Here is a 13174-nt window from a genome sequence, read left to right on the forward strand (position 1 = left end):
GGGAAAAGGCCACTACCAAAAATTTTCACTACCGATACTGCCAGACCGCGACTCAGCAGTCGTACAGCGCGCGGTACTTCTCGTCGGCGTACTCGAGGAAGTGGTCCGCGGTGAACGACTCGCCGGTGGCCTCGCGAACGAGATCGTCGGTCTCGTAGCGCGCGCCGTGGCGGTGGACGCGCTCGGTCAGCCAGTCGTGGATGGGGCCGAACTCGCCCGTACGGACGTGCTCGTCGAAGTCGTCGATGTCCTGGCGGGCGTGGTGGTCCAGTTGCGCGGCCAGCACCGACCCGAGCGAGTACGTCGGGAAGTAGCCGAACGCGCCGTTCGTCCAGTGGATGTCCTGCAGGCAGCCCTCGGCGTCGGTGTCGGGGCGAACACCGAGGTACTCCTCCATCTTGTCGTTCCAGACCTGCGGGACCTCGGACACCTCGAGGTCGCCACGGATGAGGTCGCGCTCGATCTCGAAGCGCAGGACGATGTGCATGTGGTAGGTCAGTTCGTCCGCTTCGACCCGGATGAGGTTGTCGTCGTACACCTCGTTTGCGGCCTCGTAGAACTGGCGGGGCGACGCGTCGGTCCCGAGGTGGTCGTTCGCGGTGTCGGCGAAGAAGTCCCAGAAGGGCTCCGAGCGGCCGACGTGGTTCTCCCAGAATCGCGACTGGGACTCGTGGACCGAGAGGTCGCGGTTGTCGCCGAGGGGCGTGCCGTAGTCTTCCTGTGGCAGGCCGAGCGTGTAGGTGGCGTGGCCGAACTCGTGGATGGTCGACCCGAGCGCGTCCAGCGGGTCGTCGGGGGTGAAGCGCGTGGTGACGCGGGCGTCGAACTGCGTGCCCATCGAGAACGGGTGGGGCGCGGTGTCCAGTCGGCCGCGGTCCCAGTCGTAGCCGAGGGCGTCGAGCGCCGCCTCGACGAGCGCGTGCTGGTCGTCCTCGTCGTAGGTCCCCTCGAACGGGTCGGCGAGGGTCACGTCGCTGTCGGCGATGTCGTCGATGAGGGGCACGAGCGCATCCCGCAGGTCAGTCAGCACCTCTTCGGCGGTGTCGATGCCGAGATACGGCTCGTACTCCTCGAACAGGACCTCGTAGGGGTCGCGGTCGGGGTCGATGGCCGCGGCGTACTCGCGGCGGAGGTCGACCAGTTCTTCGAGCGTGTCGGCGAAGGCGTCGAAATCGTCCTCGGCCTTGGCCTCCTTCCAGACCGGGAGGGCGTTCGAGGACGCCTCCGAGAGGCGCTCGACGAGGTCGGCGGGGACCTTCGTCGCCCGCTCGTGGTCCCGACGGACCTCCCGGACGACGGCCGCCTGTTCGGCGTCGAGGTCGGCGTCGGCCAGGTCGTCGAGCCAGTGAGCCAGGTCGTCGTCGGTCAGCAGTTCGTGATGGAGCGTGGAGATGGCGGAGGTCTGCTTCGCGCGGGCGGGGGTCCCGGCGTCGGGCATCATCACCTGCTGGTCCCAGTTCAGGACGCCGCCGGCGTCCTGGACGTAGTGGAGGCGGCGGACGTGGTCGAGGAACTGCTCGTACGTGGACTCGCTGTCCTCGCTCGCTGTTGCCATACGCCGTGGTTGGGCGGGCGGCCCTAAAGACCCGGTGTCGGCGGTAAGGAGTGCGCAACCGGCGCGGAGATGAGCGATTAGCGCTGACGCGGTCCCGACCCCGGATTCACGCCGGCGGCCACGTCTCGGCGACGCGCTCGTAGACCTCGCGACAGCGCCCCAGTACGGCGACCGAGACGCTCTCGTCGGCGGTGTGGGCCTCGCCGGGTTCGGCCGCACCGACGACCACGCAGTCGGTGCCCGCCTGCGCGAGCCAGCCGGCGTCGGTGGCGTGGGGCTTGACGACGTGTTCGGGCGTGCCGTCCTGGGCTCCAGCGGCGGCGTCAAGCAACGCGTCGGCGAAGTCGGCGTCGCCGCAGGCCATCGGCGGGAGGTCCTGGTCGACGCGCCAGGTGACGCCGTCGACGGCCTCGGCGCGGGAAAGCGGGGCGCGCTCGCCGGGGACCGTCCGCTCGTCGACGGTGACCGCACAGCGCTCGGGAATGACGTTCCAGGCCGACCCGCCCTCGATTTCGGTGACGGCGACACTCCCCCGGAGGTCGTGGCCCAGCACGGTAGTCTCGGGAAAATCGAGGTCCCGGACCACGTCGACGGCGTCGGTGGCGCGGTAGATGGCGTTCTCGCCGGCGTCAGGCTCGCTCGCGTGGGCCGCCGCGCCTTCGGCGACCAGCGTGGACCCGCGCCGGCCCTTGTGCGCGACGGCCACGTCAGTGACGCCGCCGGCGGAGTAGCCGGTCGAGCCCTCGCCGACGACGGCGTAGTCCGGTGCGAACCCGTCCTCGATGGCCGCCTGACAGCCCACTCCGCCCTGCTCCTCGCCGACGAAGGAGGCGAAGACCAGTTCGCCCGCGGGGTCGGCGTCCCGGAACGCCAGCATCGCCGCGGCGACACAGCCCTTCATATCGGCAGTGCCGCGGCCGTGGAGGCGGCCGTCGCGCTCCTCGACGACGTAGCCGCCGTCGGCGTCGACCTGCGACTCGTCCGGCGGGACCACGTCGTGGTGGCCGACCAGGGCGAGCGACGCGTCGCCGTCGCCCCGTCGGGCGGTCACGTTCCCGCGGTCGTCCCGCGTGACGGCGGCGTCGGTGTGGTCTCTGAGCCACGATTCGACGAAGTCGCCGGCGGCAGACTCGTCCTCGTGGCTCGGAATCGAGACGAGGTCGCGTGTGAGCGACGCGAGCGATGACATACACTGTTCGGAGAGCGGCCGGGGCAAAAAGTCACGGCCAGCGGCCGGCGTCGAGGACCGGTCGCGGACTACCATACCCCAACGATTCGGGAGTGGGGCTATCGGCCGCTCTCGCGTACCAGTAAACGATGGAACGCGAGCACACGGTCGACGACCTCACGTCCGATTCTGCCACCGAACTGCGCCGCGCGGCCCGCGGGAACGAGCGCGTGGCGGTCGCGGACGCGCCCGACGACTCGGTTCGACTCGTCGGCGAGGCCGAGGGCCTCCGGGAACTGGTTCGGACGCTCTGGGTCCGCGAGCTCTCGGCCCGAGAGTTCGGCCAGCCCGGACTCGCCGCGGCGGACCGGGCGGTTCGGATGCGACTCCAGCGGCAGGTGTAACGACGCGAACGCCAGCTATCGACTCCACACCCTTTTCAACGTCAGCCCTCCAACGGAGCGTATGGAAATCGTACCGGACACGAGCGTGGTCATCGACGGCCGCGTGTCCGAGCAGATCGAAGCCGACGCCGACCCCGACACCGACGTGGACGGCATGGGCTTCGCCGGCGCGACGGTCGTCGTCCCCGAAGCCGTCGTGGGCGAACTCGAAGCACAGGCCAACGACGGCCGCGAGACCGGCTGGGAGGGCCTCGAAGAGCTCCAGACGCTCGTCGACCTCGCGGACGCGGGCACCATCGACCTGGAGTACGTGGGGCGGCGCCCCGACGCGGTCGAGAAGCGCGAGGCCGGTGAGGGCCAGATCGACGCGCTCATCCGCGACGTGGCCCAGGATCGCGGGGCGACGCTCGTGACCAGCGACGACGTGCAGGCGGAGGTGGCCCGCGCGAAGGGCCTCGAAGTGGAGTACGTCGAGCCGCGCGGGCGCACCGTCGACCGCCTCCAGATCGAGAACTTCTTCGACGAGGGGACGATGAGCGTCCACCTCAAGGTCGGCGTCCAGCCCTACGCGAAGAAGGGCTCCATCGGCGACATGCACTACCAGCCCATCCGCGACGACATCGCCACGGAGGCGGAACTGCGGGGGTACGCCGAGGACATCGAGGAGGCCGCCCGGTCGTCGCCGGACGGCTTCGTCGAACTCGACGAACCGGGCATGACCATCGTCCAGTTCCGCGACCTCCGCATCGCGATGGCCCGCCCGCCCTTCTCGGACGCCCGCGAGATCACCGCCGTCCGCCCCATCGTCAAGACCGACCTCGACGACTACGAGCACGCCGACGAACTCCGTGACCGCTTCACCGAGCACCAGCGCGGCGTCCTCATCTCCGGGTCGCCCGGGGCCGGGAAGTCGACGTTCGCGCAGGCCGTCGGCGAGTTCCTCGTCGACGCCGACTACGCCGTCAAGACGATGGAAAAGCCCCGAGACCTCCAGGTCGGGCCGAACATCACCCAGTACACCGAACTCGGCGGGTCGATGGAGAAGACGGCCGACTCTCTGCTGATGGTCCGGCCGGACTACACCATCTACGACGAGGTCCGAAAGACCGACGACTTCGAGGTGTTCGCGGACATGCGACTGGCCGGCGTCGGGATGGTCGGCGTCGTCCACGCGACCCGCGCCATCGACGCGCTCCAGCGCCTCATCGGCCGCGTCGAACTCGGCCTCATCCCCCAGATCGTCGACACCGTCGTCTACATCGAGGCCGGCGAGGTCCACACCGTCTACGACGTCTCGACCGAGGTCAAGGTCCCCCAGGGCCTGATGGAGGAGGACCTCGCGCGACCCGTCATCATGATCAAGGACTTCGAGACGGGCCGACCCGAATACGAGATCTACACCTTCAACCGCCAGGTCGTCACGGTCCCGCTCAACGACGACGAGGACCAGCCGGACTCCGGCGTCGACCGCCTCGCAAAGCAGGAAGTCGAACGCGAGATCCGCTCCATCGCGCGGGGCCACGTCGAGGTCGACCTGCGCGGGCCGAACACCGCCGTGGTCTGGGTCGAGGACGACGACATCTCGCAGGTCATCGGCAAGGGCGGCGGCCGCATCTCCGACGTGGAGAACCGCCTCGGCATCGACATCGACGTTCGCACCTTCGAGGAGCGCCCGACCGGCCCCTCCGGCGGCCCGCAGACCGAGTCCGGCGGCGAGCAGGGCGAGATCGTCCAGCCGGAGGTCACCTCACGGCACGTCATCGTCCCGCTGGACGGGCATGCGGGCGACACCGTCGAGCTACAGGCCGACGGCGAGTACCTGTTCACCGCGACCGTCTCGCGCGGCGGCGAGATCCAGGTCTCGCGCGGGTCTGGCATCGCCGAGGAACTGGAGCGGGCCATCGACCGCGGCAGCACGATCACGGTCGTCCCGTCGTAGGGAGCCGAGATGCCGGGAACAGTCACACGGATCCACGTCGCGCCCGAACAGGGAGCGGAGCCGGAGCCGATCGAACGCGTCGAGGCGGTCGCCGGCGCGGGCCTTCGCGGCGACCGGTACTTCGACGAGTCCGGGACGTTTACCGACCGGGACGGGTGTGACCTGACGCTCATCGAGTCCGAAGCGCTCGCGGCGGTCGAACGCGACCGCGGCATCGCGCTCGAACCGGGCGCGCACCGGCGAAACGTCACGACGGCCGGCGTCGCGCTGAACCACCTCGTCGGCGAGCGGTTCCGCGTCGGCGACGCCGTCTGCGTGGGGACGGAGCTGTGCGAGCCGTGTTCGTATCTCGAAGACCACCTCGGCGAGTCCGGCGTCCGCGAGGCGCTCGTCCACCGCGGCGGGCTCCGATGTCGGATCGTCGAGAGCGGCGAGATATCTGTGGATGATCGTGTAGAATCCGCCGGAGAGCGCGACGGAAACGACAGCTAAATTCGAGTCGAGCGCGTCGGTGTGCGTATGACCGACGCTGTCGTCGGCGGGCTCGTGGACCAGGCGACGCTGGCCGACCGGGTCGAGCGCGGGGTCGCGCCCGACTGGGTCGCCGACCACTGGCGGACCTTCAGCGAGGGACTGACCGGCGAGCGAAACGACACGCCCTTTCCCTGTTTCTTCGGCGCGGAGTCGGTCCGCGACGGCGTGCCGCTGTACACGGCCGTCCCCTCGACCAGCGACCCCGACGCGCTGTTCGATCTGGGCCGGACGATCCTCGACTACCTCGACACGTATCGCGACCACAGCGAGCGGGCCTCGCTGGTGACCTTCTTCCGTCCGCCCGAGCGCCCGCTGACGGAGGCCGAGTACCACGACCGCCTCTGGCACGTCCTCCAGTTCCTGCACGTCCACGACCCGGCGCCCTGGCCCGAGGACATCCCGACCGATACCGACGACCCCTACTGGGAGTTCTGCTTCGGCGGCGAGCCGATGTTTCCCACGTGTCGCGCGCCGTTTTACGACACGCGAAAGAGCCGCTACTGCCCGATCGGGCTGGAGATCACGTTCCAGCCGCGGACCCTGTTCGAGGACCTGGACGTGACGGCCGACACCGAGGCCGGCCAGCACGCCCGCGAGGTCATCCAGGACCGGCTGGGGGACTACGACGGCGTCTGCCCCCACGCCGACATCGGCGACTGGGGCGTCGAGGGCGACCGCGAGTGGCCCCAGTACATGCTGTCCTCGGACGAGACCCAGGCCCCCGACGAGTGCCCGATGACCGTGACGCGCGAGCACCCGAAGTCGAAGTGGCTCGTCGACGCGCCGACCCCGGAGCCGGCCGACTGATGGCGGCGCTCTCGCTCCCCGCGGATCCAGTGCTCGTGCTGGTGGACTTCCAGCGGGGCTTCGACGACCCGGCGTGGGGGACACGGAACAACCCAGACGCCGAGGCGACCGCCGAGCGGTTGCTGGAAGCGTGGCGCGAGCGCGACCTGCCCGTGGTCCACGTCCGCCACGACTCGACCGAACCGGACTCCCCGCTCCGGGGCGACGGCCCGGGCTTCGCGTTCAAGCCGGGGCTGGAACCTGAATCCGGGGAAGCGACGTTCGAGAAGCGCGTCAACGGCGCGTTCGTGGACACCGGACTGGAGGGGTGGCTCCGCGAGCGCGGCCACGAGACGCTCGTCGTCTGCGGGCTGACGACCGACCACTGCGTCTCGACGACGACGCGGATGGCCGAGAACCGCGGGTTCGACGTGGTCGTCGCGAGTGACGCGACGGCGACCTTCGACCGCGCGCTCGACGACGAGCGCTTCGACGCGCCGCTCGTCCACCGGACGGCCCTGGCGCACCTCCGGGGCGAGTTCGCGGCGGTGGCGACGGCTGCCGACGTGATCGAGTCGCTGTGAGCGCGGCGGAGACGCCGCTCGTGGCGCACGCGAGCGACCGAAAAAGAAAGGAATCAGTCCGAGACAGCGGCGTCGGCTTCCGCGGATTGGTCGATGATCTCGTAGAGGTTCTGGCGCGCGTCCGCGAAGTACACGTCTTCCTCGATGACGCCGACTTCGTCGAGTCGTTCCAGAGCGTAGCGGACGGTCCGCGCCGACAGCATCGACTCCTCGACGATGCCTTTCTGTGTCAGCGGGCCGTCGTACTCCAGAACCTTGTACACGAGCTTTGCGCTCGGTGGAAGGTCTGCGATGTCCTCCCCGTCAGAGTCCGTCATTATCCGTATCGAGTAGCGCCGGCCGCATAAAGATTGAGGAGTTGGCCTCGCCGCGACGGCGAGTAGCGGCCCCGAACCGCGCCCCTTTTGGTTGCGGGTAGTGGAAGGTGAGGTATGGCTACGGAAACGGCGGACGGGATGAGCTCGCACATGCGCGGGCTCACTGTCACGACGCTGACGGCCGTCGCTGGCATCGCCGCCGCGTTCGGGTCGAACGCGCTCGCGACGAGCGCGTCGGACCCACAGGGCGTCCTCGTCGTCGCGGTCGCCGTCGCGGCACAGTTCCCGATTCTGCGGGTAATCGGCATCGACACGGACGACCTCTCGACGAAGGACTTTCTCTACGTCGGGTTCATGACCTTCGCGCTCTGGTTCGTCTCGTGGGGCATCCTGCTGACCACGGGAGCGTAAGCATGGCCGAGGACAGCATCGCAGTCGTCGACCTTGAGCGGTGTCAGCCGGACCGCTGTAACTACGAGTGCATGAACTACTGCCCGCCGAACCGCAGCGGGAAGGAGTGCATCGTCAAGCGCGAGGACGCCTACGAAGAGGACGAACCGTTCGAGGGCGGCCCCGATCAGGTCCGTATCTCCGAGGAGATCTGTCTGGGCGAGTCCTGCGGTATCTGCGTCAACAAGTGCCCGTTCGACGCCATCGAGATCATCAATCTACCACAGGAACTGACCGAAGAGCCGGTCCACCGCTACGGCGAGAACGCGTTCGCCCTGTACGGCCTCCCCAGCCCAACCGAGGGGCAGGTCACCGGGATTCTCGGCCCGAACGGCATCGGGAAGACGACCGCCGTCCGCATCCTGGCCGACGAGATGCAGCCCAACCTGGGCCGCTTCGGCGAGGAGCCGGGGTGGGACGAGATCCTCGAGGAGTACCGCGGCACCGCCCTCCAGGAGTACCTCGAACAGCTACGCGACGGCGACGTGACCGTCGCGCGCAAGCCCCAGTACGTCGACCGCATCCCCGACCAGTTCGACGGGACGGCGGCGGAACTGCTCGAACGGACCGACGAGCGCGGCGAACTCGACTACCTCGTCGAACGGACCGGCATCGCGCCCGTCGTCGACAGCCACATCGGCGACCTCTCGGGCGGCGAACTCCAGCGGGTCGCGCTCGTCGCGACGCTGGCCCGCGACGCCGACTTCTACTTCCTCGACGAGATCACGCCGTACCTCGACATCGGCCAGCGCATGACCGCGGCGCGACTCATCCGCGAACTCGCCGAGGACGGGGACCGGTCGATGCTCGTCGTCGAGCACGACCTCGCCATCCTCGACCTGCTCGCGGACAACATCAACGTCGCCTACGGGACCCCCGGGGCGTTCGGTATCGTCACCTCGCCCAAGTCGACGAAGAAGGGCATCAACGAGTACCTCTCGGGCTTCCTCGAGAACGAGAACATGCGGATCCGCCAGACCGAGATCGAGTTCGAGGAGCACGCCCCCCGGAGCGCCTCGACCGGCGACGTGGTCATCGAGTACCCCGACTTAGAGAAGAGCTACGGCGAGGGCGAGTTCGCCCTGTCCGTCGAGGCCGGGACCATCCGCGAGAGCGAGGTCCTGGGTGTCGTCGGCCCGAACGGTATCGGGAAGTCCACGTTCGCGAAGATGCTCGCCGGCCGTCTCGACCCGACCGAGGGCTCGGTCGACAGCGACCTCGACATCGCGTACAAGCCCCAGTACATCGAGATCGACCAGCCGATGCGCGTCGACGCGTTCCTCTCCTCGATCACCGACGACTTCGGCTCGTCGTACTGGACCACCGAAATCGCCCAGCCGCTCCAGTTGGAGTCCGTCATGGAGCAGCAACTGACCGATCTCTCGGGCGGCGAGCGCCAGCGCGTCGCCATCGCGGCCTGCCTCTCGAAGGACGCCGACCTCTACCTGCTCGACGAACCCTCGGCGCACCTCGACGTCGAACAGCGGGTGCTCGCCACGTCCGCCATCCGGCGCTACGCCGAGAACCACGACGCGACGGCGCTGGTCATCGACCACGACATCTACATGATCGACCTGCTGGCCGACCGCCTGCTCGTCTTCGACGGCGAACCGGCCCGGAGCGGCCACGCCGCGCCGCCACAGGGCATGCGCGAAGGGATGAACGAGTTCCTCGAGAACCTCGACATCACCTTCCGCCGCGACGAGCGAACCTCACGCCCGCGGATCAACAAGCCGGGCTCGCAACTGGACCGCGAGCAGAAAAACGCCGGCGAGTACTACTACTCACCCAACTGAGTTTGTATTTCGAGGGGTATCCTCGCTCGTTCCGCTCGCTGCGGGGACCCCCGCTTGCAAGACTGTCGTTCAAAAACACCGTTCCGCGAGCGGAGCGAACGGGACGTGAACCGACCGTCGCGAGTTCGGGGATGATTGTGTGACCCGCTCGTACGGTGAAATGCGAGGCGTCCACCTGGATCGTTTCGACTGTGTGCGAGGTAGAGAGCGCGACGGTCCGGGGATCGACGCAGTCGCTGCCGGTCGGCCCCTCACGCGGCGGACTCGTTCGCTGCGGCGAGCCCCCGAGCGGTCTCGACCCAGCCGTGGTCCGGGAAGGGAGCGGGGCGTACGTCGTACGTGTACCGATACGTGCCCTCGTCCGCGTCGAGCGTGAGGTCGAACGCGTAGATTATGCCGTCCTCTACTCCGAGCCGGAGTGTGCCGTTGCGGGGCGGTGGGACATCGGCGGCGGTCGTCCGTTCGCCCGAAACGCGGTACGTGATGACGGGGACACCGTGGTGAGTCGTCCTGTTGGTGGCCGTCCACGTGTACGCGTCGAGGATGTCGGGATGGCGGCCGATGTTCGTGGGGGCGATCTGTCCGTAGTGCGGGTCGTATCGGTAGTACGCGTCGGTGGCGTTGTCGTAGACGAACAGCGGGTCAGACGAGAACTGTTCGCGTTGGTGCTCCGGGAGACTGTCGGCCGGCTGGAGGAACGCGTAGGTGGTCCCGTTCCGATACACTGTCGCGTTGTCCCATCGGTCTGCGAGGATCTCACCCGTCGCGGAATTGATGTAGTAGTCGCCTTCCACGAGTCGGCGGTCTGGTGGCGCATCGTAGACGATGGCGTACGAATCCCAGTGCGCCCGCGGCGCGTGCGAAACGTTCGTCTCGTCCGCGTCGAGCGCCGAGAAGTTGATGTGGTCCGGTCCCGCTCCCTCAGGATACGTCTGCTCGGACCCCGGGGAGGATGCCTGCGGAGCCCACACGGTCGCGAAAGCGACCGCACCGATACCGAGCGCGACGAGTGCGGCGAGGCCGACCAGGTAGCGACGGTCCATACAGAATCAAATCACAGCGCCAGTAAGTAGCTGGCCAAGGCTCAAAATCGCTCTTGTGTGTCACGGAGGTCCACAGATTGAGCCACTTCCTGAACGAGACAGTTGCTGCACCGGGCACAGTTCCGAGGTGACACACAGATTGGAGGTCACTCGTCGCTTCCGTCGCGACGCGAACGGACGGTCAGTGAGACGCGATAGCGAGAATGAGCAGTCGTCAGGCGGCCTACCCGCTCAGAGCACGTGGCGCTGACAGGAGCCACACAGTGAGACTTCCTTCACGTCGACCTGCCGGACGGTTGGCGAGAAGTTCATCACGCAGCGCTTGTTGTCGCAGTGTTCGAGGCCGAGCGTGTGGCCGACCTCGTGGACGACCTCCTTGCGGACGCGCTGGGAGAAGATCTCGCCGGCCGAGCGGTTCGAGAAACCGCCGTCGGAAGAGGTCTGGAGGCGGTACGTGGAGATAACGCTGCCGGAGCCACCGAGGTACGCGAGGCCGAAGACGTAGTTCCGCCGGCGATAGAAGAGGTCCTTGGGTGTGATGGCGATGTTCTTGCCGCCGGAGCCGACGCGCCGGGCGAGGTCGATGAACTCCTCGGCGCGGTACTGGTCGCGATCCCCATCGTACGCGCCGGCGGGGACGGACTGTGGCTCGTGCATCGAGACCTCACAGTCGTAGACGGAGCGGAGTCCGTCGGAGGCCTCGCGCTTGACCTGCGCGGAGACCTCGCCCACCGGCACGATGTCGACGTGCATGCGAACGCATATGCGCCGGCGTGGCATAAATCTCGCGACGTGAACGACCCCACCGAGGCCCTCGTCGCGCGATTGGCGTCCGTCGATTCCGTCGTCGAGGTCGGCGTCGGAAACCGGCCGGACGTGGCGGCGGCGCTCGCCGAGCGCGGCGTCGACGTGACGGCGACCGACATCTACGAGCGGCCGGTCCCCGACGGCGTCTCGTTCGTCGTCGACGACGTGCTCGACCCCGACCGCTCGGTGTACGAGGGGGCCGACGTAGTGTTCGCGCGGAACCTCCCGCCGGAACTCCACCGGCCGCTGCTCGCCGTCGCGCGGGCGGTCGGCGCGGCGTGCTGGTTCACGACGCTGGGGGGCGACCAGCCGGCGGTCGCCGTCGAGCGCGAACAGCTTCCGGGCGGCGAGACGCTGTACCGGGCGCGGGATAGCAAGGCGCTTGAGTGAGGGCCGCGTTCGCCCGGGCATGAACGTCGACGCGGTCGTCCTCGACATCGACGGCGTGCTGGTGGACGTGGCCGACTCCTATCGCCGCGCCATCGTCGAGTCCGTCGACCGGGTGTACGGCGACACGATCGAGAAGGCGGCGATCCAGCGGTTCAAGGACGCCGGCGGCTTCAACAACGACTGGGAACTGACCTACGCCGCGGCGCTGCTGGTCCTCGCCCGCCGCGAGTCCGCCGTCAGCGACGTGGCGGCCTTCACCGACGCCATCGCCGAGCGCGGCGGCGGCCTCGACGCGGCCGAGAGCGTGGTCCGCGACCTGCTCGACGAGCCGGCCGCCGAGCGCGTCTTCGACGACTGGGACCCCGAGCGGCTCCGCGACGTGTTCCAGGCGCTGTATCTCGGGTCAGAGCTGTACCGCGACCTCGAAGGGGGCGAACCGCCGTTCGACGCGCCGGGGTACATCAACGACGAGCCGCTGTTGCTCGACGAGGCGACGCTGTCGGACCTCCGCGAGCGCTTCGCCGTCGGCGTCGTCACCGGCCGCCCCGCGGCGGAAGCCGACATCGCGCTGGAACGCGTCGGACTGGACCTCCCCGACGAGCACCGCTTCACGATGGACGACTGGGAGGAGGGCAAGCCCCACCCGGCGGCGCTGGTGACGCTCGGCGAGCGCTTCGACGCCGAGCGGATCGCCTTCGTGGGCGACACGCTCGACGACGTGGAGACGGCGGTCAACGCCGACGCGACGGACGAGGACCGCGTGTACTACGGAATCGGCGTCCTCACCGGCGGGCTGACCGGCGAGGCCGGGCGGCGGGCGTTCGCCGGCGCTGGCGCGAGCGCCGTCGTCGAGTCGGTGACCGATCTCCCGGACCTGCTCGACGCGGCGTGAGCGCTACCGGCGACCGGCCGCCGTCCGCAAACGGCACCGATTTCACCGATGGGCCAGAGTCACCGACTATGCGACGACTGTCGACCGCTGGCTGGGCGTTCCTCGTGAGCCTCTGGGCCGGCATCGTCGGCGGCGCGGTCATCCGCGAACCCACCGTCGACCTGGTCCCGACGTACGCCGTCGGCTGCCAGGTCGTCGCGCTGGCCGCGGCTTACTGGACGATGCGTCGCCACGACGACGTCCTCGCGTCCTCGCACCGACCGGGCCGGGTCGCGCTGTTCATCCTCACGCTGTTCTTCGTGACCGTCCCGCTCGTGATCGTGCTCGATCTCCTCCTCGGTCACTCGACCCCGCTTGGCATCGCGGCCCAGTGGCTCGCGTATCTGCTCGGACTCGGAGCCGGACTGTACGTCGCCTTCGCCGGCGGCTTCGACTGGGCGTGGGCAGAGTACACGTAGCCGAGTGAATCTGTCGCACAACGTTTATTCGGTGGTCGTCCGACCCCGTAG

15 protein-coding genes are annotated in these 13174 nt (G+C 68.6%); 10 read left to right on the forward strand and 5 right to left on the reverse strand.

What is annotated here, in order from left to right; translation table 11 throughout:
• Positions 1-52: 52 nt before the first annotated feature.
• Both ACOZ4I_RS14105 and ACOZ4I_RS14110 read right to left on the reverse strand, forming a co-directional pair.
• Complete coding sequence (locus ACOZ4I_RS14105; protein WP_424000604.1) at positions 53-1555, reverse strand: carboxypeptidase M32; 1503 nt, start codon at positions 1553-1555, stop codon at positions 53-55.
• A 106-nt stretch (positions 1556-1661) separates the two neighbouring features.
• On the reverse strand, positions 1662-2744 hold the full coding sequence (locus ACOZ4I_RS14110; protein ID WP_424000606.1) for a M20 family metallopeptidase: 1083 nt from the start codon (positions 2742-2744) through the stop codon (positions 1662-1664).
• A gap of 128 nt (positions 2745-2872) precedes the next feature.
• Here ACOZ4I_RS14110 and ACOZ4I_RS14115 point away from each other — a divergent pair, with 128 nt between their 5' ends.
• The 5 genes from ACOZ4I_RS14115 to ACOZ4I_RS14135 all read left to right on the forward strand — a co-directional run bounded on the left by ACOZ4I_RS14115 (position 2873) and on the right by ACOZ4I_RS14135 (position 6970).
• Positions 2873-3127 carry a hypothetical protein gene (locus ACOZ4I_RS14115; RefSeq protein WP_424000608.1) on the forward strand — a complete coding sequence of 85 codons (255 nt, stop codon included), beginning with the start codon at positions 2873-2875 and terminating at the stop codon, positions 3125-3127.
• 61 nt (positions 3128-3188) lie between these two features.
• Positions 3189-5066: a PINc/VapC family ATPase gene (locus tag ACOZ4I_RS14120; protein ID WP_424000610.1), complete on the forward strand. Its 1878-nt coding sequence runs from the start codon at positions 3189-3191 to the stop codon at positions 5064-5066.
• A gap of 9 nt (positions 5067-5075) precedes the next feature.
• Positions 5076-5558 carry an MOSC domain-containing protein gene (locus ACOZ4I_RS14125; RefSeq protein WP_424000612.1) on the forward strand — a complete coding sequence of 161 codons (483 nt, stop codon included), beginning with the start codon at positions 5076-5078 and terminating at the stop codon, positions 5556-5558.
• A 27-nt stretch (positions 5559-5585) separates the two neighbouring features.
• Entirely contained in the window at positions 5586-6407 is an 822-nt protein-coding gene (locus ACOZ4I_RS14130; protein ID WP_424000614.1) for a YqcI/YcgG family protein, read from the forward strand.
• Positions 6407-6970, forward strand: coding sequence for a cysteine hydrolase family protein (locus tag ACOZ4I_RS14135; protein ID WP_424000616.1), 564 nt, complete (start codon positions 6407-6409; stop codon positions 6968-6970). Before ACOZ4I_RS14130 ends, ACOZ4I_RS14135 begins: the two co-directional genes overlap by 1 nt.
• Before the next feature lie 53 nt (positions 6971-7023).
• Here the strand turns inward: ACOZ4I_RS14135 and ACOZ4I_RS14140 are convergent, their stop codons facing one another.
• Positions 7024-7287 carry an ArsR family transcriptional regulator gene (locus ACOZ4I_RS14140; protein WP_162414711.1) on the reverse strand — a complete coding sequence of 88 codons (264 nt, stop codon included), beginning with the start codon at positions 7285-7287 and terminating at the stop codon, positions 7024-7026.
• 114 nt (positions 7288-7401) lie between these two features.
• Here ACOZ4I_RS14140 and ACOZ4I_RS14145 point away from each other — a divergent pair, with 114 nt between their 5' ends.
• Together ACOZ4I_RS14145 and ACOZ4I_RS14150 are read left to right on the forward strand one after the other, a co-directional pair.
• Positions 7402-7698 (forward strand): hypothetical protein, encoded by a 297-nt coding sequence (locus ACOZ4I_RS14145; RefSeq protein WP_424000619.1) that lies wholly within the window; start codon positions 7402-7404, stop codon positions 7696-7698.
• Positions 7699-7700: 2 nt separating this feature from the next.
• Positions 7701-9533: a ribosome biogenesis/translation initiation ATPase RLI gene (locus ACOZ4I_RS14150; protein ID WP_424000621.1), complete on the forward strand. Its 1833-nt coding sequence runs from the start codon at positions 7701-7703 to the stop codon at positions 9531-9533.
• A gap of 251 nt (positions 9534-9784) precedes the next feature.
• Here ACOZ4I_RS14150 and ACOZ4I_RS14155 read toward each other — a convergent pair whose 3' ends face one another.
• Positions 9785-10576: a hypothetical protein gene (locus ACOZ4I_RS14155; protein WP_424000623.1), complete on the reverse strand. Its 792-nt coding sequence runs from the start codon at positions 10574-10576 to the stop codon at positions 9785-9787.
• Between the two features lie 231 nt (positions 10577-10807).
• Entirely contained in the window at positions 10808-11329 is a 522-nt protein-coding gene (locus tag ACOZ4I_RS14160; protein ID WP_424000625.1) for an archaemetzincin family Zn-dependent metalloprotease, read from the reverse strand.
• Positions 11330-11368: 39 nt separating this feature from the next.
• Between ACOZ4I_RS14160 and ACOZ4I_RS14165 the strand changes: the two genes are divergently transcribed.
• The 3 genes from ACOZ4I_RS14165 to ACOZ4I_RS14175 all read left to right on the forward strand — a co-directional run bounded on the left by ACOZ4I_RS14165 (position 11369) and on the right by ACOZ4I_RS14175 (position 13123).
• The gene (locus ACOZ4I_RS14165) at positions 11369-11773 is read left to right on the forward strand and encodes a UPF0146 family protein (RefSeq protein WP_424000627.1); all 405 of its coding nucleotides are present in this window, start codon (positions 11369-11371) and stop codon (positions 11771-11773) included.
• Between the two features lie 19 nt (positions 11774-11792).
• Positions 11793-12665 (forward strand): TIGR01548 family HAD-type hydrolase, encoded by an 873-nt coding sequence (locus ACOZ4I_RS14170; RefSeq protein WP_424000629.1) that lies wholly within the window; start codon positions 11793-11795, stop codon positions 12663-12665.
• Between the two features lie 68 nt (positions 12666-12733).
• Positions 12734-13123, forward strand: coding sequence for a hypothetical protein (locus ACOZ4I_RS14175; RefSeq protein ID WP_424000631.1), 390 nt, complete (start codon positions 12734-12736; stop codon positions 13121-13123).
• Positions 13124-13174: the final 51 nt, after the last annotated feature.

This window comes from Haloarcula salina, from assembly GCF_049603855.1.
Classification (GTDB): Archaea; Halobacteriota; Halobacteria; order Halobacteriales; family Haloarculaceae; genus Haloarcula; species Haloarcula salina_A.